This window comes from Ruegeria atlantica (genome assembly GCF_947495585.1).
In the GTDB taxonomy this organism is placed as follows: domain Bacteria; phylum Pseudomonadota; class Alphaproteobacteria; order Rhodobacterales; family Rhodobacteraceae; genus Ruegeria; species Ruegeria atlantica_G.
Window position 1 is genome coordinate 922,358 of the sequence record NZ_CANLZK010000001.1, and the last position, 18,345, is coordinate 940,702.

The 18,345-nt window shown below is 58.8% G+C and carries 18 protein-coding genes; 8 read left to right on the forward strand and 10 right to left on the reverse strand.

What is annotated here, in order from left to right; all coding sequences use genetic code 11:
• Positions 1-21 precede the first annotated feature (21 nt).
• Together QMP16_RS04510 and QMP16_RS04515 are read right to left on the reverse strand one after the other, a co-directional pair.
• Positions 22-906 (reverse strand): fatty acid desaturase, encoded by an 885-nt coding sequence (locus tag QMP16_RS04510; RefSeq protein WP_282151371.1) that lies wholly within the window; start codon positions 904-906, stop codon positions 22-24.
• Positions 899-1,102: a DUF2061 domain-containing protein gene (locus QMP16_RS04515; RefSeq protein WP_058278218.1), complete on the reverse strand. Its 204-nt coding sequence runs from the start codon at positions 1,100-1,102 to the stop codon at positions 899-901. The genes QMP16_RS04510 and QMP16_RS04515 overlap by 8 nt, the downstream gene beginning before the upstream one ends.
• A gap of 106 nt (positions 1,103-1,208) precedes the next feature.
• Here QMP16_RS04515 and QMP16_RS04520 point away from each other — a divergent pair, with 106 nt between their 5' ends.
• Positions 1,209-2,072, forward strand: a complete 864-nt coding sequence (locus QMP16_RS04520) for a helix-turn-helix domain-containing protein (RefSeq protein ID WP_282151372.1) — start codon at positions 1,209-1,211, stop codon at positions 2,070-2,072.
• 93 nt (positions 2,073-2,165) lie between these two features.
• On the forward strand, positions 2,166-2,348 hold the full coding sequence (locus QMP16_RS04525; protein WP_058271838.1) for a hypothetical protein: 183 nt from the start codon (positions 2,166-2,168) through the stop codon (positions 2,346-2,348).
• Here QMP16_RS04525 and QMP16_RS04530 read toward each other — a convergent pair.
• The 4 genes from QMP16_RS04530 to QMP16_RS04545 are packed head-to-tail and all read right to left on the reverse strand — an operon-like array spanning position 2,345 to position 5,886.
• On the reverse strand, positions 2,345-3,106 hold the full coding sequence (locus QMP16_RS04530) for an SDR family oxidoreductase (protein ID WP_282151373.1): 762 nt from the start codon (positions 3,104-3,106) through the stop codon (positions 2,345-2,347). The genes QMP16_RS04525 and QMP16_RS04530 overlap by 4 nt on opposite strands.
• Positions 3,103-4,569 carry a carnitine 3-dehydrogenase gene (locus tag QMP16_RS04535; protein WP_282151374.1) on the reverse strand — a complete coding sequence of 489 codons (1,467 nt, stop codon included), beginning with the start codon at positions 4,567-4,569 and terminating at the stop codon, positions 3,103-3,105. Before QMP16_RS04535 ends, QMP16_RS04530 begins: the two co-directional genes overlap by 4 nt.
• 8 nt (positions 4,570-4,577) lie before the next feature.
• Positions 4,578-4,916: a hypothetical protein gene (locus QMP16_RS04540; RefSeq protein WP_282151375.1), complete on the reverse strand. Its 339-nt coding sequence runs from the start codon at positions 4,914-4,916 to the stop codon at positions 4,578-4,580.
• 55 nt (positions 4,917-4,971) lie between these two features.
• On the reverse strand, positions 4,972-5,886 hold the full coding sequence (locus QMP16_RS04545) for a 3-keto-5-aminohexanoate cleavage protein (protein WP_282151376.1): 915 nt from the start codon (positions 5,884-5,886) through the stop codon (positions 4,972-4,974).
• Between the two features lie 133 nt (positions 5,887-6,019).
• On the opposite strand from QMP16_RS04545, the gene QMP16_RS04550 reads away from it, so the two are divergent.
• Positions 6,020-7,006, forward strand: coding sequence for a GlxA family transcriptional regulator (locus tag QMP16_RS04550; protein ID WP_282151377.1), 987 nt, complete (start codon positions 6,020-6,022; stop codon positions 7,004-7,006).
• Positions 7,007-7,076: 70 nt separating this feature from the next.
• Here QMP16_RS04550 and QMP16_RS04555 read toward each other — a convergent pair whose 3' ends face one another.
• The 4 genes from QMP16_RS04555 to QMP16_RS04570 all read right to left on the reverse strand — a co-directional run bounded on the left by QMP16_RS04555 (position 7,077) and on the right by QMP16_RS04570 (position 11,690).
• A complete protein-coding gene (locus QMP16_RS04555; RefSeq protein ID WP_282151378.1) occupies positions 7,077-8,123 on the reverse strand; it encodes an aldo/keto reductase in 1,047 nt (348 codons plus the stop codon).
• 289 nt (positions 8,124-8,412) lie between these two features.
• Positions 8,413-9,606 (reverse strand): NADH:flavin oxidoreductase/NADH oxidase family protein, encoded by a 1,194-nt coding sequence (locus QMP16_RS04560; protein WP_282151379.1) that lies wholly within the window; start codon positions 9,604-9,606, stop codon positions 8,413-8,415.
• 154 nt (positions 9,607-9,760) lie between these two features.
• Complete coding sequence (locus QMP16_RS04565) at positions 9,761-10,219, reverse strand: DNA polymerase III subunit chi (RefSeq protein ID WP_282151380.1); 459 nt, start codon at positions 10,217-10,219, stop codon at positions 9,761-9,763.
• Positions 10,220-10,223: 4 nt separating this feature from the next.
• Positions 10,224-11,690 (reverse strand): leucyl aminopeptidase, encoded by a 1,467-nt coding sequence (locus QMP16_RS04570; protein ID WP_282151381.1) that lies wholly within the window; start codon positions 11,688-11,690, stop codon positions 10,224-10,226.
• A 240-nt stretch (positions 11,691-11,930) separates the two neighbouring features.
• Between QMP16_RS04570 and lptG the strand changes: the two genes are divergently transcribed.
• From lptG to rsmA, 5 genes are all read left to right on the forward strand, one after another.
• Positions 11,931-13,031, forward strand: coding sequence for an LPS export ABC transporter permease LptG (gene lptG / locus QMP16_RS04575; protein WP_282151382.1), 1,101 nt, complete (start codon positions 11,931-11,933; stop codon positions 13,029-13,031).
• Positions 13,031-15,193, forward strand: a complete 2,163-nt coding sequence (locus tag QMP16_RS04580; protein WP_282151383.1) for an LPS-assembly protein LptD — start codon at positions 13,031-13,033, stop codon at positions 15,191-15,193. Before lptG ends, QMP16_RS04580 begins: the two co-directional genes overlap by 1 nt.
• A complete protein-coding gene (locus QMP16_RS04585) occupies positions 15,184-16,437 on the forward strand; it encodes a peptidylprolyl isomerase (RefSeq protein ID WP_058277601.1) in 1,254 nt (417 codons plus the stop codon). Before QMP16_RS04580 ends, QMP16_RS04585 begins: the two co-directional genes overlap by 10 nt.
• Positions 16,434-17,399: a 4-hydroxythreonine-4-phosphate dehydrogenase PdxA gene (gene pdxA / locus QMP16_RS04590; protein WP_282151384.1), complete on the forward strand. Its 966-nt coding sequence runs from the start codon at positions 16,434-16,436 to the stop codon at positions 17,397-17,399. Before QMP16_RS04585 ends, pdxA begins: the two co-directional genes overlap by 4 nt.
• Positions 17,400-17,483: 84 nt before the next feature.
• Entirely contained in the window at positions 17,484-18,326 is an 843-nt protein-coding gene (rsmA, locus tag QMP16_RS04595) for a 16S rRNA (adenine(1518)-N(6)/adenine(1519)-N(6))-dimethyltransferase RsmA (RefSeq protein ID WP_282151385.1), read from the forward strand.
• Positions 18,327-18,345: the final 19 nt, after the last annotated feature.

Genomic DNA, 18,345 nt, shown 5'->3' on the forward strand with positions numbered 1-18,345 from the left:
GAATTCCCTTGTGTCGTCAAATCAACCCTTTGGCCAGAGCGGATGCTCGACCGGGTCTTTGGTACGCCAGAAATAGGACCGGAAAATCTGCCCGTAAGACCGATAGACATAAGCTTGGTTGCTGGCCAGATAGCCGTCTTTTCCGGCACGATAAAGCGCAGGCAATCGGTACCACGGAGCACCGGGATTCATGTGATGAACGACGTGCAGATTGTTGTTCAGAAACAAAAAAGCCAACAATCCACGATCTTCAACAATGACCGTTCGCGCACTGGAGCATTCGTGCGCCCGGTGTTCAAGAAACGTCCGGATCTTGACCAAGCCCAAACCAATGTAAGCAGACAGAACAAAAGCCCAAAGCGGCATCGGAGACTGCGCAACTACCCACAAAACAGCGACCACTCCTGCCAAATGCAGCGTCCATGCCAGGAGTATGGCTCTGTCTCCGTGTTTGGCGCCGCGCAACTCATCCCGAAAGAAGATATACTGACCAATCGCCGGGCCCAGTACCACGCGCCCAAACAGTGTGTTGTTCGCTCTCAACAACCGCTTTTGCCAGTCTTTGAGCGTATTCCAAACCTTCGGGTCCAGATAGTTCGACTCAGGGTCGTCATAGGGGTCGGTCAGCGTCGAATCCCTGTGATGCGCCAGATGCAGATCGCGGAACCGGTTGTACGGAATGAACAAGGTCAGAGGCAACGCCATCAGCGCTTCGTTCACCCAGCGCGTACGGAACGGATGCCCGTGCAGCGCCTCGTGCGTCAGCGACGAGTGCAGCGCCGCGACCAAGCCCATGGCCGGGATTGCCAGCCAAATGGGAAGTGTGAATATCACCGCCAGCCACGCTGCATAACACGCAATGATCAGGGCAAAGGTGCCCCACTCGGGACCTGGCCGCTCAGACATTTCGGCCCCATGTGATGCCTGCCCAGACACGCTCATAGATCACGTACATCGTCAGGCCGATGCCCGTGTTCACAATCGCCAACGTCCCACCAACTGCGGCAGAACCTGTCGCGATCAGACCCACCAGCGTCATCATGACCAGGCCCATCGCATTCCACACCACAGCCTTCACGACCGATCTTCGTCGCGTTTCCATTCCGTCACCCATATTATTGTTATGTTTTAAGAATTACGGATCGTGGCCGAGTTGAAAATTCTGAATATGATTAACAAAATTCAACATCCATGATATAAATTAACATATGACGGAAAAATTAGACAAACGAGATCGCGCTGCGCAGTTTCGCCAACGCCTTGCCCGCGCGATGGAAGAACGTGACATCAGCCAAAGCGCGCTTGCCCGGGATATCGGTGTCGACCGATCGACCGTATCCCAACTTTTGACCGGCGAAGGTGCGCGTCTGCCCAACGCCCATGTCGTTGGCAGCTGCGCCACAGCGCTTGGTGTTTCGGCTGACTGGCTGCTGAGCTTATCGGATCGGCCCGAAAGCGCTGCAGAGCTTCTGGCGCTTTCTCTGAGTATGACCAAGGCGCCACGCGCGCTGGTCGATGAGCGCATTTTTGAATGGCACAAAGAGGCGGCTGGCTACAAGGTTCGCTATGTACCTGCCACCCTGCCCGACATGCTGAAAACCCGCGCCGTGCTAGAGTGGGAATACGCCCCGCATCTGGGGCGAACAGCGGATCAAGCCATCGGCGCATCAGAAGACCGGCTGACGTGGATGCGCAGCGCTCAATCAGATTATGAAATCGCCATGCCACTGTATGAGATCGACAGCTTTGCCCGCGCGACCGGCTATTACGAAGGCCTGTGCCCAAAAATCCGTCTGGAACAGATCGACCACCTGTTAGAGCTGAGCGACCAGCTTTATCCCCGCATGCGCATCTATCTGTTTGACGCCAAACGCCTCTACTCTGCGCCCGTCACAATTTTTGGCCCGCTGCTGTGTGTGTTCTACGCGGGCAGCCACTATATGGCCTTTCGAGACCGCGACAGGATCGAAGTTTTTTCCCGTCATTTCGATACGTTGGTGCGCGAAGCGGATGTGACTGCGCGGGACTTCCCCGATCATCTCAGGCAGCTGCGATCAACGATTTCCGCCTGATAACGGCCTCATAGATGCGTAAGCGACCAAGGTGTGATATCGTCACTTGGCGCGAACTTTCGAGCGATCCGATCACTACGGAGGACAATAAGAATGGACGCATTAAAAACTGCTCAATACGCACGGGCGCTTTATTCCGCCCACGGAGATCAGGCCGAGGCGGAAGCTGCGCAGAAGATGCGCGAATGCAAAGACGCCGGGAACATGCAGCAAGCCCGCGACTGGCAGGCGGTTCGCCAGAGCATCCGCCAGATTCGCGGACCCAATCAGGGTTAGATTTTCGGGTCCGGGTTGACGGTGTGCCCATCAACGGCAATCACCTGCCCCGACACCAGCCGCGCCGCATCCGATGCAAGGAACACGGCCATATTGGCGATGTCGTGACCTTCGACAAAGCGACCCATTGAAGTGCCCGAGGCGTAACCGTCATAGACTTGGTCACGCGTCATGCCCTTGGCGTCGGCTTCTCGCTGCAGCACGCCTTCCATCCGTGGGCCTTCTACTGAGCCAGGGCAGATGACATTGCATCGCACGCCATGCGCGCCAAGCTCCATCGCCAGAGTCTTGGCCAGACCGATCATCCCCCACTTCGCAGCAGCATAAGGCGCGCGATTAGGGTACCCATATTGGCCAGCCGTCGAAGACGTAATGACCACCGCGCCACTGCCCTGACGTTTCAGGATCGGCGCCGCGTGTTTGGCGCACAGAAAGGCACCCTCCAGATTTACTGCAAGGCACATGCGCCAATCGTCCAATGCAACGTCTTCAACCGAAGCGGTTGGTCCCGCGATTCCTGCGTTTGCACACAGGGTGTCCAAACCACCCCATTCCGCCTCAATGTCTTGGAACAAGGTGGCCACGGCATTCTCGTCCGCGACGTTCGCCTCGGACCGCCGCCAATGGGCCGGACAATCTGACAGCGCCTTCGGGTTGACGTCAGCCACCCAGACCTGCGCACCAGCTGCGTCAAAGGCTTCGGCCATAGCGCGGCCAACGCCCGACGCGCCAGCCGTGATCAGAACGCGCGCACTCATGCCGGTTTGCGGATCGCAGCACCCGCACCTTCAGGATAAGGCAATCCAGCCTGAGCTTCGGCGATCCGGGCCATAGCCGCTTCGATCTCGGCCGAAGGTGCGCTCGGACGACGGGTTTCCAGACTTACATGCAGCAGGAAGCTTTCGCCCGTGGCCAAAAGGTTGTCGCCTTCGTACATGGAATGGAACACGTGCAGTTTCTTGCCCTGCCCCAACAACATCTGCGTGCGCACTTCGATCTTTGCACCCGCGTGGACTTCGTCGATATAGCGGAGGTGGTTTTCGGCCGTAAAGTAACTGCCACCCGAGGAGATGTAATCCGCATCGCAGCCCATGATTTCCATGAAGCGGTCGGTCGCTGCGGCGAAGGCTTCAAGGTACCGGGCCTCGTTCATGTGGCCATTATAATCCGTCCAATCCAACGGCACTGCACGCGCCAGTGTCAGAATTGGCTGGCTCAGATCGGCCTGATCCATCGTCGGAAGTGCGCCCGGTTTCAGCGCCACGTCATGCTGGTTCAGAACAGCACCGGCCCCATAGTTCTGCGCCTTGAGCGCCCGCATCATGCCAACGAGGTTATTGTCGCGAATACGCTCCAATTCGCGGATCGAGTGCATGCCCGATTGTGCGTCAGACTGATCCGCGATCATGTCGACCAGCTCATCAGTGAACTCGGGCACATCCATCAACTTGGTCCAGGGCCATTGCAACGCCGGGCCGAACTGCGCCATGAAATGCCGCATCCCTGCCTCGCCACCGGCCACGCGATAGGTTTCGAACAGACCCATCTGTGCCCAGCGAATGCCAAAACCCATGCGAATTGCTTCGTCGATCTCTTCAGTCGTGGCGATACCGTCCTTGACCAACCACAGCGCCTCGCGCCAGACAGCTTCGAGGAACCGGTCAGCAATATGCGCATCGATCTCTTTTTTGACATGCAGAGGGAAGAAACCCACCGATTTCAACAGGTCCTTCGCGCGGTCGACCATCTCGGGCGTGTTCTTGTTGGTCGGCACCAATTCGATCAGCGGCAGCAGGTAAACCGGGTTAAACGGATGCGTAACCACGATTTGTTCAGGGCGCAACGCGCCTTCCTGCAACTCGGACGGTTTGAACCCGCTGGTTGACGACCCGATGATCGCCTCCGGATTGCAGGCCTCTTGCAAGCTTTTGTAAACCTTCAGCTTCAGATCCAGCCGTTCAGGTACACTTTCCTGAATCCAGATGGCGCCTTGCACGGCGTCAGTCAGATCGTCATGGAAGGTAAGCGCCCCCTCAGACGGCAAAAGCACATCACTCAACCCCGGCAGAGACCGGCGCGCGTTATCGAGCACCTCGCCAATCTTGCGCTCGGCCTCCGGGTCCGGATCGAACACGCGGACATCCCAACCGTTAAGCAAGAACCGCGCGGCCCACCCGCCGCCGATTACACCACCACCGATGATAGCTGCTGTTTTTGTCATTTCTTTTCCTAGTCGATACAGATCACCAGCTCGCGTCCCGTCTCATCCAGATGAGGAATGCACCCGAACTGCGGCGTGACCGCGCTGCATTGTTTGGTCTCGGACAGGCAAAAGCCTTGACAGTCCGAACCTTTTTCACAGGTCTTGCCCGCATCTGCCAGCGGCAGAACGCACACATATTGCTGGGCTTTGCCTGCAACCTCGTAGACACCACCTTTGGCTTCGCAAGCCTGCCTCCCATTGTTCACAGAAGCCGCCTCCGCCTTTTCATCCGCTGGAAGGCAAGCCGCCATAAGTCTCGCTCCGACGACAGCCAGACACCGCAACATCACTTTCATGAGTCTCATTCCCTCAGTTGATGCCCCGGTGTCATGGCAAGGCGAACTTCCGACAAGAGAAAATTCAGCCCTTAGGTGCTCGTTTCACCAGCCCCAGCTTTTCACGCACTTCCTGCGCGCCGATCACCCGCGCGCCCATGTTCGAAACGATGGTGTTCGCCCGCTCAACCAGCTGCCAGTTTTCCGCAAGAACGCCTTTGTCGAGGAACAGGTTGTCCTCAAGTCCAACCCGCACATTGCCGCCCGCCAGCACAGAAGCCGACGCATATGCCATCTGGTTCCGCCCAAGCGCGAATGCGCTGAAGGTCCAGTCATCAGGCACGTTATTCACCATGGCCATAAAAGTGTTCAGATCATCCGGAGCACCCCAAGGCACGCCCATGCACAGCTGAACCAGTGCCGGGCTGTCCAGAACGCCGTCCTTCACCAACTGCTTGGCGTACCACAGATGACCGGTATCAAAGGCCTCGATCTCAGGCTTCACGCCCAGATGCGTCATCATCCGGCCCATCGCCTGCAGCATGCCTGGCGTGTTGGTCATGACATAGTCAGCTTCGGCAAAATTCATGGTGCCGCAATCAAGAGTACAGATTTCGGGCAGACATTCAGCCACATGCTCCACCCGAGCAGCCGCGCCGATCATGTCGGTGCCGTCCTCGTTCAACGGCAGCGGAGATTCCGTCGGGCCAAAGATCATGTCACCGCCCATCCCGGCGGTGAGGTTCAGCACAACGTCGACCTCGGCTTCACGAATGCGATCAGTCACCTCGCGGTACAGGTCCAGACGACGGCTGGGTGCACCGGTTTCCGGATCACGCACGTGGCAATGCACGATGGCCGCGCCTGCCTTGGCCGCGGCGATCGCACTTTCGGCAATCTGCTTGGGCGAACGCGGCACATGCGGGCTGCGATCCTGTGTTCCGCCCGAGCCGGTGACAGCGCAGGTGATGAAGACTTCGCGGTTCATTTCCAGTGGCATGGTGTTTTCCCCAACTTATACCCGGTTTTGACCTAAGTTATCCTCAGGCTTCTCCCCGGATTCCGATTTGCGTTCATCCCCGACTCTGGCGCAGCTTTATGGAAACAACTTGCCAGAATGCGAATCGAACTTGATGAAATCCGCAAAAAACATATTGCAGCCCGAACATCGCGCCCTAAAAACGGCCGTGCTGGTTCTGGATGAATGCAACACGCTCAGCTTTGCCTCGGCCGTTGATCCCATGCGCGCCGCCAACCGTCTGGCGGACCGCCCAGCCTTTGACTGGGATTATGTGACGGCCACAGCGGAACCGGCGATGCTGACCAGCGCCCTGAATGTTCCAGGCACACCGCTGGCTCGGTTGCAGGGTTGCGACCTGATGATCGTCATTGCAGGTTTCCAACTGGCCCGTCACGCCACACCCAGCCTGCTGGCAGGTCTACGCCGGATTGCAGGCACCGGAGCCACTATGGCCGGTATCGACGGCGGCCCATGGCTGCTAGCTGAAGCCGGCCTGCTGAACGGCCACTCCGCCACAACGCACTGGGAGGATCTGGACAATTTCGCGACCCGCTTCCCCGAAGTCGATGTTCGCCCTGACCGATTTACTGTGTCCGGCAACCGGCTGACTTCAGGCGGCGCGATCCCCGCAGTCGAGATGATGCTACACATCATCGCCGCGCGCCACGGCGCAGGTTTTGCCGCCCGCGTGTCCGGCCTGTTCCTATACGAGGGCGCACCCGAACCGTCCAAGCCACAAAGCCGTACAGGCGCGCCGCATCGTCATACGGCTCTGACAGCAAAGGCGAACTCGTTGATGGAGACATCGCTCGAGGACCCGCTACCGTTGGCCGTCATTGCCGACTCTCTGGGCACCAGCCCTCGTACTCTGCAACAACAGTTCCGTCTGCGCCTGAACACAACGCCACAGGATCACTATCTGCAACTGCGCCTGGCCGAAGCGCGGCGTCTGGTCACCGATACGGATATGCCACTGATGGACGTGGCACTCGCCACAGGCTTTGCCTCACAATCCAGCTTTGCCCGTGCCTTCCGCACCGCCCACGGTCTGTCGGCCAGAGACCTCCGTCAGGATCGGATCCAGCCTACACATCACTGACCGGATCCGCTTCATCTGGCTAAAAATATCCCGGGGGAGGCGCGCAAAGCGCGGCGGGGGCAGAGCCCCCTTAGAACGGCATCGGATGCGCGCGATGCGCGGCACTGATATCCGCCAGGACATCATCCGCCAACACCACCTCCGTGCCCGCCAGAATATGGGCCAGCTGCGCAACCGTGGTCGCTCCGAATATGGCAGACATCATGAACGGGCGTGTCCGGCACCATGCCAGCGCCATATGCACCGGATCCAGTCCGTGCCGCTGCGCTATCTCCAAATAAGCATCGACCGCACCAAACACACGCTCGTACTTACGCCCGCCCATGGTCGGAACCAGATCCATGCGCGAGCCTTTAGGCACCGCTCCACCCTGATATTTGCCGGTCAGAAACCCTGCCGCCAACGGAGAAAACGCCATCAGGCCAACATCCTCGTGCACGCTTAGCTCGGCCATGTCGGTGTCGAAATGGCGGCACAGCAGAGAATACTCATTCTGAACCGAAGCGACCCGTGGCGCGCCCTTCTGTTCGGCCAGCCGCAGCCATTGCGCGGTGCCCCATGCGCTTTCATTCGACAGGCCGAACGCGCGGATATTGCCCTTATCGACTTGCTGTTGCAGAGCGTCAAGGCACTCCTCCATATTCTCCAGTACGTCATCGGTGTTGTGACCAGACGGCGCATAGGTCCAGTTCTGCCGAAACATATAACTGCCGCGATTGGGCCAGTGAAACTGATACAGATCGATGCAATCCGTCTGCAGCCGACGCAGAGACCCCTCGATCGCTTCGGGAATCGTTTGCGCAGAAATTGGTGCCCCGTCGCGTGCATGCGCGAAACCTGCACCGGAGTGTTTGGTCGCCAGAATATACTCCGCCCGCCGCGCGGCGTTCACCGCGTTCCAGTTGCCCAGGATTTCTTCTGTCCGCCCCACGGTCTCTTTCAGGACAGGGTTCACCGGGTACATCTCAGCGGCGTCAACGAAATTGATCCCAGCCTCCAGCGCCATGTCGATCTGGGTGTGTGCATCCGCTTCAGGGGTCTGCGTCCCAAACGTCATGGTGCCAAGGCACAGATCCGTCACTTCAATACCAGTGCGCCCCAATGGGTTCTTTTTCATCTCAAAATCCTTCTGCTCGCAACGCCGCGCACCCTAAAGCAGAGAACCGTCAGAGCAAGGGTGCAGGCGATCAATTCCGGTGCAACAAGGGGTTGGGCTTACTCAAACCTCTCTGCAAAAAGCGGAATAAAGCCAAACTCAGCACACGGCGTTTCTGCCCCCTGTGATACGGGTATCCATGCCGATTCCAGCGAATGCGCTTTCCTTTCAAAGTTTTGGTCCGCCATGCGGACCAATGCTTCCGGTCACTGCGGCTGCGCCAATGTCGGCTCTAGGTTGCTCGTGAGATTCAGTTGAAATGAGAATTCCAAACCTCTCGTCGAACCTCATCTCTGGCCTCGTATGCCGCTATTGCTTCGTCTAGATCATCTGGTTCAAGCGCGCTTTCTCCCCTGGCGATCCGCGTGACTTGCATCGTGTACCATGCAGTCACTCCGCCTTCCGGAGGGTTTTTGAAACGTGGGAATTGCGGCTCGTCGCGTTGATCGGAAAGCCAAAATGACGGCAATTCTGGATCAACGACCAATGCGCGGGCCAATCCAACGAGATCGGCTTTGCCTTCTGCAATGGCGCTTTTGGCCTGTGCAAGCGTCTTGAAACCGCCCGTCACCATAAAGGGAATGTTCGTTTTCGCACGCGCACGCGCAGCAAAATCTAGAAAATAGGCGCCGGAACCCGCACGATCCGATGATGACGCAGCACCCGGAAAATATGTGCCACCGCTGACATCAATCAGATCAATTGTTGTTTTGTCTAATGCCGCAATGACCTCAAGAGATTCATCTTCAGCGAAGCCGCCTTCAAGTTGATCTGTAGCGTTCAATTTGATGCCCACAGGGAAATCCGGGCCAACGGCATCGCGCACGGCGCTGATCACTTCCAGCAGCAGTCTCATCCGGTTTTGCAATGAACCGCCATAGGCATCTTCGCGTTTGTTGAATAGCGGAGACAGAAACTGATTAAGTAAGAATCCATGGGCCGCATGCAACTCAACGCCACCGAACCCGAGCTGCTTGGCAAGGTTTGCTGTGCGTGCAAATTCGGCCGGCAGTGCATGGATCTCATCCAAGGACAGCGCGCCACATTTCAGACCGGGCAAATCAAGTCTACTCGGCCCCTTCGGCGAGCTGATCGGAGCATCCGCCATCGCACCTGCATGTCCAAGTTGCGGCCACAAATGAGCGTCGTTGGTTGCCCCTGCCTGTGCAAGTTTTCTTAGAAATGCGAAATCGGATTGATCGTTCAAAACCAAATTGCCGGGCTTCTCTGCGAAATGAGGTGTGCCCTGCACTTCGCCGATGATCGATAGGGCGAGGCCGCCAGTTGCCCAACGCTCATAGAGCTTGATTTGATCATCACTTGGATTGCCTTTGCCGTCACCAAGCGAGTCAGACATCGCCGATTTAGCAATTCGGTTTTTAAGAGTTACGCCGCAGGGAAGAATTAGCGGCTGGTGCAAGAGAGACTGGGTTCTATTGGACATTTGGTTCCTCAAACTTAGGCCTTAACAATTGAAAGCTGTCATTTTTGCCTTGCACCGCATCCGTCAATTTGGGCTTCAATCCGGTCATTGAGGCATTTCTGATCGCACATCTTTGCGCAATCACCACCACGCCTTCCGGAAAGTGGCTCGGGCCCTAAGCCTCAGCTTTCTTTTCCCAGCGCCCGGATTCTTCGGACCAGTATTGGGCGGAACATCCCGCACCGGTCAAAGCCTTCCACTGCCCGCGCGCGCGTTGAACGGCCTCTGCGTCATTACCGTCAAACAGGATACATACGCGGTCCAGTTTCTTGATCTCGTCGGGGTCGACCGCCGCGCCATCTACCGCCATGACACAAGACGCATCATTGGCAGCCTGCGCCTCGGTCGTCAGCAGGATCGGCTGCGCGGCATCGTGCGGACCACCTGCGCGGCCATGTGGCAGGAACCCTTCTTCGGGCCCCTGCCACAGCTTTTCATCCAGCCAGTCCATCCGCGCGGGATCGCTGCCCCGCACGGCAATCTTCCACCCGGCCTGCCGTGCTTTGTCCAGCAACACCGGCAAGGTATGCTCCAACGGTTGGCGGGTCAGGTGATAGAAATAGACGGCCCCCATCGGTTTACTCGAAGTTGTCCTGAACGAAACGGCTCAGCGCGCGTACGCCCCAGCCGGTTGCGCCCTTCGGGGCGTAGGATGTCTCGGACGAGACCGAAGCCACACCGGCAATATCCAGGTGAATCCACGGCATGTCTTCTTTTACGAACCGCTGCAGGAACTGCGCCGCCGTGATCGAACCCGCCGGGCGCCCGCCCACGTTCTTCATGTCGGCAATCCGCGACTTCAGCTGCTTGTCATAGGCTTCGCCCAACGGCATTCGCCATGCGCCTTCGTCCTCGGTCCCTGCCGCCTTCAGGAAGGCATTACAGAACGTGTCGTTGTTCGAAAATACGCCCGCGTTCTCATGCCCAAGGCCGATGATGATCGCTCCGGTCAGGGTGGCCAGATCGACCATGCCCACAGGCTTGAACCGCTCTTGCGCGTACCACATCACGTCGCACAATACCAAACGGCCCTCGGCATCGGTGTTGATGATCTCGACCGTGTCGCCCTTCATGGATTTGACCACATCGCCCGGACGGGTGGCGTTGCCCGAAGGCATGTTCTCGACCAGACCAACTAGTCCGACAACGTTGGCCGTGGCCTTGCGCTTGGCCAGCGCGCGCATGGTGCCTGCAACGACACCCGCGCCGCCCATGTCCATGGTCATGTCTTCCATACCACCCGCAGGTTTCAGCGAGATACCACCGGTGTCGAACACCACGCCCTTCCCGACCAATGCCAGCGGCGCGTCATCTTTGTCGCCGCCATTCCATTGCATCACCACAACCTTCGAAGGGCTGACCGACCCCTGCCCGACGCTCAGCAGCGTACGCATGCCCAGCTCGGCCAGCTTGTCCTCTTCCAGCACTTCAACCTCAAGCCCCAGTGCCTTCATCTCGTCCAGCCGGTCGGCAAATTCCGTGGTGGTCAGGATATTCGCAGGCTCATTGGTCAAATCGCGGGTCATGCGGACACCGTCGGCGACCGCGTAGAGCGGTGCAAACGCAGCCTCGATCTCATCCGCCTTCTGGTGGGTTATGATGACCGAACCGGCCTCATCAGACTCCTTGGTCTTGTGCGCATCAAAATCATAGCTGCGCAGCGCGATGCCCATGGCCAGATCCTCGGCCTTGACCTGATTGCCTGACATCACCAGCAAGTCCTTGCTGCCCGCCAGCTTGGCCAGCGCGGCACCGGCCTTGCGGGCCTCGGCCGGTTCGGGACGGCGCGGCAGAACCAAAACGTCCAGCGCCTCGGCTGCCATGCCGGATGGCCACGCCATCGAGATCACGTCACCGGTTTTCACCTTTTCGAACCGCTCGCTTTCGACCAGCCGTGTCACAGCCCCGCGGGTCAGGCGGTTGGCGCGACGGGCGGCGGGGTTCATTTTGCCGTCGGACGGGATGATTATGGCCACGCGCCCTTCGGCCTGCGCCATCGTATCCATGTCGGGGTCCTGGAAACGGATCGGTACAAGACTGCTCATTGCGAACTCCTCAAAATCAGTTCCCCAAGACCTAGCCCGCGCCGCGCGGCTTGACCAGATAGCAGTTTTCCCCGGCCCGCATTTGGACTACAGTCCCGGAAAAAATCCGACAGGCTCGGGGGAGAAGGTTTTGGCAAGACAGAGCAGGCATAGGCTGTCGCGCACAATTGCGTGCAGCGGTGATTCTGGTCTGCACCCGACCAAAGGCTGTTTGCGCGTCTTTTCGGCAGGAGTTCCTTCGTGATCCTCGACCGCTACTTCGCCCGCCGATTCATTCAAAGTTTCCTGGTCATAGGCAGCATTTTCCTGACGCTGATGATTCTGATCGACTTGATCGAACAGGTGCGCCGCTTTGACGATGCAAACCTGTCCTTCGGTCAGCTGTTGCAGTTGACGTTGCTGAATACGCCTGCCGCGATCAGCGAAATGCTGCCGCTGCTGGTCATCCTCTCCACGATCGCGTTGTTTATCGGTCTGGCCCGCAGTTCGGAACTGGTCGTGACGCGCGCAACCGGTCGTTCAGGCATCCGCGCCCTGTTGGCCCCTGTGGTGATCGCCCTGATCATCGGCGCACTGGCGGTTGGCATGCTGAACCCAATCGCAGCCGCCACGTCGGAAGAGTACAAACAGCTTGCCGAATCCTACAAAAACAACGGCGGATCCACGCTGTCGATCAGTGCAGATGGTCTTTGGTTGCGGCAGGGATCGGCCAATGGTCAATCCGTGATCCACGCCCAGGACACATCTAACGGCGACAGGTTCACCCTTAATCAGGTGACGATCATTACCTTCGCCCCGGACGGCACACCGACCCAGCAGATCGTGGCCGACCAGGCCGATCTGGAGAACGGTACATGGGTCCTGACCAATGCCAAGATCTGGGCGCTGGAAGGCGGTGTGAATCCAGAAACCCACGCCACTGAACACGTCCGGCTTGAGGTTCCCACATCGCTGACACGCCAGCGGATTCTGGACACGCTTGGCGATCAGGATTCCGTATCGGTCTATGACCTGCCGGAACTAATCCGCGACCTGCGCGAAGCCGGGTTTTCGACCAAGCAATATGAGGTCTGGTTGCAGGTCCAACTGGCTCGCCCTCTGTTTCTGATGTCGATGGTCCTGATCGGCGCGGCCTTCACTATGCGCCACGTGCGATTTGGCGGCACCGGGATCGCGGTTCTGACCGCCGTCCTGCTGGGATTTGGTATCTACTTCATTCGCAACTTTGCCCAAATTCTGGGGGAAAACGGTCAATTGCCTATCTTAGTCGCGGCCTGGGCCCCGCCCTTCGCAGCCATTCTTCTGTCCCTCGGCCTTTTGCTGCATGCGGAGGACGGCTGATGCGGCTTATTGCCAGTTTGTTTCTGTCCGGTGCAGTCGCACTGACCATGCCCGTGGGCGCATTCGCGCAATCTCAACCCGCTGCCGGTGCCGCACAGGGTGCCACGCAAGAGGATCAGCCTGCCCTGCTGGTGGCCGACCGGATCTATATCACACCCGAGCGTAATCTGGTGGCCGAAGGGAATGTCGAAGCCTTTCAGGGCGACACCAAGGTCACGGCCACGCGCATCACCTATGACCGCGAAACCGGCAACCTGTCGCTGGAAGGCCCGGTCCGCATCGATCAGGGCGGCGCAACCACGTTGCTGGCTGATTCCGCCGAACTGGATGACGGAATCATGAACGGTCTGCTGATCGGTGCCCGCATGGTGTTCGATCAGCAGGTTCAGATCGCCTCGGTCCAGGCTGCGCGCGCGGGGGGGCGTTACACACAGTTCAGCAAGGTCTCGGCGACGTCCTGCCATGTCTGCGCCAATGGCAAACCGCCGCTGTGGCAAATCCGCGCCCGAAAGGTCACGCATGACCAGTTAGAACGCCAATTGTATTTCGAAGGAGCACAGTTCCGGATACTGGATTTCCCGGTTTTCTACTTCCCCTATCTGCGCCTGCCCGACCCGACACTGGACCGCGCGACAGGCTTCCTTGTTCCGTCGATTCGCACCACATCGCAGCTGGGAACCGGCGTGCAGGTGCCGTATTTCTTTAAGCTTGGCGACCACAAGGACCTGACGCTGACCCCCTATATCTCGGGGAAAACAAGAACACTGGGCTATCGCTATCGCCAGGCATTCAAACGCGGCCGGATTGAGCTGAACGGCGCTTTCACCCGCGACGACCTGCAAGAGAACGAGGATCGGGGCTATCTCTTTGCCAACGGTTATTTCTTCCTGAACAACGACTTCCGCCTTTTGTTTGATGTGAAGACAACTTCGGATAACGCTTATCTCGCGGACTATGGCCTACCTGATTTTGACCGGTTGCGCAGCGAAATCGCGCTTGAGCGGATCAAACGCGATACCGCCTTCCGCACCAGTTTCATCCATTACAAATCCCTACGAGACAGCGAAAATGAGGAAGTGATCCCATCGCGGATCTTCGACCTGTATTTTCAGAAACGCTACTTCCCAACCTCTGTCGGCGGTGAAGTTCGCTTGGGCTTTGTGGCCCACAATCACACACGTACCAGCGATCAGGATATTGTTGGCCGCGATGTCGCGCGTGCCACATTCGATGCGGACTGGATGCGCAGCTGGATTTTCGCATCGGGCCTCAGGGCTGATGCCCGGTTCGGTACATCGGTGGATATCTTTGACATCCGAGATGACAGCCAGTTTCCTGACCAGGTGACCCGCGCGGCCCCCCGCGCCGCACTCACCCTGCGTTACCCGATGACCCGGCGGGAAAAGTCAGGCGCCACGCAGGTGCTTGAACCCATCGCGCAAGTCGGTTGGACGAACGTGACAGATCAGGACGTTCCCAATGACGAAAGCACCTTTCAGGAATTCGACCAGGGGAACCTGTTGTCCCTGTCACGCTTTCCGGCCCCGGATCGCCGCGAAGATGGCGCGACGGCGGTATTCGGGGTCAACTGGGCGCGCTATGGCGCAGATGGCTGGCGCGCACTTGCCACTGTCGGACAGGTCTTCCGCTCGACCGCGGATCCCAACTTCAACCTGACATCGGGCCTACAGGGCACAGCCTCCGACGTGTTGCTGGCCGGTCAGTTGCAAACCGCCAATGGGTGGTCTTTGGCGGGTCGTGGACTGTTGAACGGTGATTTCAGCTTTTCAAAGGCCGAGATGCGCGCAGGCTGGAACAAACGGAATGTCGGCCTTACCGGCAGCTATGTCTGGCAAGAACCGGACCCGGCGGAAAATGTGGATGATGAGATTTCCGAGATCCGCATGAATGGGCGTTACCGTGTCGACCAAAACTGGTTGACGCAGGCCTATGCGCGCTATGATCTCAGCGAATCCGAACCGATCCGTTATGGGCTGGGCGTCACGTACCAGAGTGAGTGCGTAAAAGTTAACATGACCGTCAGCAGGCGATTTACCTCATCATCAAGTATTGAGCCTTCGACAGAATTCGGGTTTACCGTTGCCCTGACAGGTTACTCCGTCGAGGGTGGCGGCCAACAGTACAAGAGAAGATGCAGTTGATTTCACGTTTCTCGCGAATAGTCCGTTCCGGTTGGTTAAAGCCGGTTGCACCGGCACTGGCTGCCGCCTTGCTGGCCCTGTCCACTGGTCACAGCCAGGCTCAGAGCCTGTTTTCACCTGCGATCAAGGTCAACCAGGACATTGTCACCTGGTACGAACTTCAGCAGCGCCAGCAATTCCTGACTGTTCTGGGTGCCCCTGGCGCCACCGAGGACGAAGTCCGCGACTCGCTGATCGACGAACGACTGCGCAAACAGGCCATGCGCGACGCAGGAATCGAGGTCGCACCTGAAGACATTCAGGTGGGCATTGATGAGTTTGCAGCCCGTGGCCGTCTTTCGACCGATGAGTTCCTGCAATTGCTGGGCGAATCTGGCGTTTCCCCCGAAACCGTACGGGATTTCGTCGCTGATCAGCTGTCGTGGCGCGACTACGTCAGTTCGCGCTTTCTGTCGCAGGCCAGGCCGAGCGAAGACGAGATCAACCGAGCTTTGGGACAGGCCGGGAGTGGCGGGCTTCAAGTCCTGATGTCGGAAATCATTATTCCGGTCACGCCGCAAACCTTAGCCCAAGCCGAATTGCTGGCCGAAGAGATCGCACTGCTTGAAGGTTTCGATGCGTTTTCCTCTGCCGCCACACAGTATTCGGCAGCTGGTACACGCGATGACGGCGGACGTTTGGAATGGCTTAACCTGACCGACTTGCCCCCTGCCCTGCAACCCGTGATTCTAGGTCTCAAAACGGGCGACATCACACAGCCCTTGTCGTTGCCCAACGCGATCGCCTTGTTCCAGCTGCGCGGATTGCGCGAAGTAAGCACCAGCGCACCGCGTTACTCCAAGATCGACTACGCGATTTACAACATGGCCGGCGGCCGCAGTGCCGAAACCCTGGCCAAAGCCGCCGAGTTGCGCGAACAGATTGATAACTGCGACGACCTCTACGGTATCGCCAAGGATCAACCTGCCGGGGTACTGCAACGTATCGAAGCCAGCCCGTCCGAGATCCCCCGCGATGTGGCGCTTGAGCTGTCCAAGCTGGACCTGAACGAAGTTTCGACGACGCTGACGGGAAACAATGGTCAGACTCTGAAATTCCTGATGCTGTGTACGCGCACATTGGACCGGGGCGAAGACACGACGCGCGTGGATGTAGCCAACGCCCTGACGCAACAGCGCCTGCAGGCCTTTGCCGAAAGTCTGGTTGAACAGCTCCGCGCCGACGCGACGATCATCGAGCAATGACCGCGCCCATCGCGCTTAGCTGTGGCGATCCCGCTGGAATAGGCCCCGAAATCGCCGCCAAAGCCTGGTCAAAACTGCGCGCGAGTTGCCCGTTTTTCTATATCGGCGATGCGGCGCATCTGCCGGCAGGTACGCCTACGCAGCGGATCAGCGATCCGGCACAGGCCATTGATATCTGCGCGAATGCCCTGCCTGTTCTGCAATTGAGCTTTCCCGCCACAAACGCAGCAGGCCAACCGGACCCATCCAATGCGCCCAGTGTGATCGACGCAATCGAAACCGGTGTTTCCCTAGTTCAATCCGGTGCCGCATCGGCGCTGTGCACTGCACCGATCCACAAAAAGGCCCTGATCGACGGGGCCGGGTTCGCCTATCCTGGCCATACCGAATTTCTAGCCGCTCTGGCCGGGCGCAAGCGCGTCGTGATGATGTTGGCCAGCGAGCAGCTTCGCGTGGTGCCCGCAACGATTCACATTCCGCTGTCGCGCGTCCCGTCCGAGCTCACCCCCGACCTGCTGCGCGAAACCATCGGCATTACCGCTGAAGGCCTGCGCAGACAGTTTGGCGTCCCCCATCCCCGCATCGCCATTGCAGGCCTCAACCCGCATGCGGGCGAAGGCGGTAAAATGGGGCATGAAGAACTGGACTGGATCGCCCCTCTGATATCTGATTTGCCGGGCGATACCTGCACGGTTACCGGCCCACACCCGGCGGACACGATGTTCCACGCTGCCGCCCGCGCCCGATATGACGCCGCAATTGCCATGTATCACGATCAGGCGCTGATCCCGATCAAGACACTCGACTTCGACCGTGGCGTGAACGTGACTCTCGGCCTGCCTTTCATTCGCACCTCGCCCGATCACGGCACCGCACTGGATATCGCCGGACGGGGGATAGCCAACCCCACCAGCCTGATCGAGGCGCTGAAACTAGCCCAACGGATGGCACAAAGCGCTTGATCCTTCACTTGGCTGAAAATATCCCCGCCGGAGGCAAAAAATAACTGGCGTTCCCCCCCGGACACGCGCCACGGTAATCGGATCATGAGTTCAATCGACACCCTTCCCCCTCTACGCGAGGTTATCGCGACACATCAGCTCTCGGCGCGTAAATCGCTGGGGCAGAACTTTTTGCTGGATCTCAACCTGACGGCCAAGATCGCACGGCAGGCGGGCGATCTCACGGAATGCGACGTGCTGGAAATCGGACCCGGCCCCGGTGGTCTGACCCGTGGCCTGTTGTCCGAAGGTGCGCGCAAGGTCGTTGCGGTCGAAAAAGACACCCGCTGTATCGCTGCCCTGAACGACATCGCCAGCGCCTATCCGGGTCGTCTTGAGGTCATCAACGGCGACGCCCTGGAAATCGATCCGCTGGCGCATCTGACCCCGCCGATCCGCATCGCCGCAAACCTGCCGTATAACGTTGGCACCGAATTGCTGGTGCGCTGGCTGACCCCGCCCGAATGGCCGCCGTTCTGGCAAAGCCTGACGCTGATGTTCCAACGCGAAGTCGCAGAACGCATCGTTGCCCAACCCGGGGGCAAAGCCTATGGCCGCCTTGCGATCCTTGCCCAATGGCGGGCCGAGGCGCGCATTGCGATGTCCCTGCCCCCCGGGGCTTTTACGCCGCCGCCAAAGGTCTCAAGCGCTGTTGTGCATCTGACGGCCCTGCCCGAACCGCGCTATCCGGCGGATGCCCGGGTTCTGTCGCGCGTCGTGGCCGCAGCCTTCAACCAGCGCCGCAAGATGCTGCGCGCATCGCTAAAAGGTGTGGCGCCGGATATCGAGGACCGCCTGCTCGCGGCTGGGATTCAACCAACAGAGCGTGCCGAACAAGTCCCGCTCGAAGCGTTCTGCGCGCTGGCCCGAGAAGTTCAAAAAAGCTAACGCGCAAAGAAAAAGCCCC

Bases quoted from the DNA above. Each gene is read 5' to 3' on its own strand.
- QMP16_RS04550 (WP_282151377.1), top strand. From the start codon at position 6,020: ATGAAATCCGCAAAAAACATATTGCAGCCCGAACATCGCGCCCTAAAA.
- QMP16_RS04585 (WP_058277601.1), top strand. From the start codon at position 15,184: ATGCAGTTGATTTCACGTTTCTCGCGAATAGTCCGTTCCGGTTGGTTA.
- QMP16_RS04570 (WP_282151381.1), bottom strand. From the start codon at position 11,690: ATGAGCAGTCTTGTACCGATCCGTTTCCAGGACCCCGACATGGATACG.
- QMP16_RS04530 (WP_282151373.1), bottom strand. From the start codon at position 3,106: ATGAGTGCGCGCGTTCTGATCACGGCTGGCGCGTCGGGCGTTGGCCGC.
- pdxA (WP_282151384.1), top strand. From the start codon at position 16,434: ATGACCGCGCCCATCGCGCTTAGCTGTGGCGATCCCGCTGGAATAGGC.
- QMP16_RS04525 (WP_058271838.1), top strand. From the start codon at position 2,166: ATGGACGCATTAAAAACTGCTCAATACGCACGGGCGCTTTATTCCGCC.
- rsmA (WP_282151385.1), top strand. From the start codon at position 17,484: ATGAGTTCAATCGACACCCTTCCCCCTCTACGCGAGGTTATCGCGACA.
- QMP16_RS04510 (WP_282151371.1), bottom strand. From the start codon at position 906: ATGTCTGAGCGGCCAGGTCCCGAGTGGGGCACCTTTGCCCTGATCATT.
- QMP16_RS04560 (WP_282151379.1), bottom strand. From the start codon at position 9,606: ATGTCCAATAGAACCCAGTCTCTCTTGCACCAGCCGCTAATTCTTCCC.
- QMP16_RS04580 (WP_282151383.1), top strand. From the start codon at position 13,031: ATGCGGCTTATTGCCAGTTTGTTTCTGTCCGGTGCAGTCGCACTGACC.
- QMP16_RS04545 (WP_282151376.1), bottom strand. From the start codon at position 5,886: ATGCCACTGGAAATGAACCGCGAAGTCTTCATCACCTGCGCTGTCACC.
- QMP16_RS04555 (WP_282151378.1), bottom strand. From the start codon at position 8,123: ATGAAAAAGAACCCATTGGGGCGCACTGGTATTGAAGTGACGGATCTG.
- QMP16_RS04535 (WP_282151374.1), bottom strand. From the start codon at position 4,569: ATGACAAAAACAGCAGCTATCATCGGTGGTGGTGTAATCGGCGGCGGG.
- QMP16_RS04540 (WP_282151375.1), bottom strand. From the start codon at position 4,916: ATGAGACTCATGAAAGTGATGTTGCGGTGTCTGGCTGTCGTCGGAGCG.
- QMP16_RS04565 (WP_282151380.1), bottom strand. From the start codon at position 10,219: ATGGGGGCCGTCTATTTCTATCACCTGACCCGCCAACCGTTGGAGCAT.
- QMP16_RS04520 (WP_282151372.1), top strand. From the start codon at position 1,209: ATGACGGAAAAATTAGACAAACGAGATCGCGCTGCGCAGTTTCGCCAA.
- QMP16_RS04515 (WP_058278218.1), bottom strand. From the start codon at position 1,102: ATGGAAACGCGACGAAGATCGGTCGTGAAGGCTGTGGTGTGGAATGCG.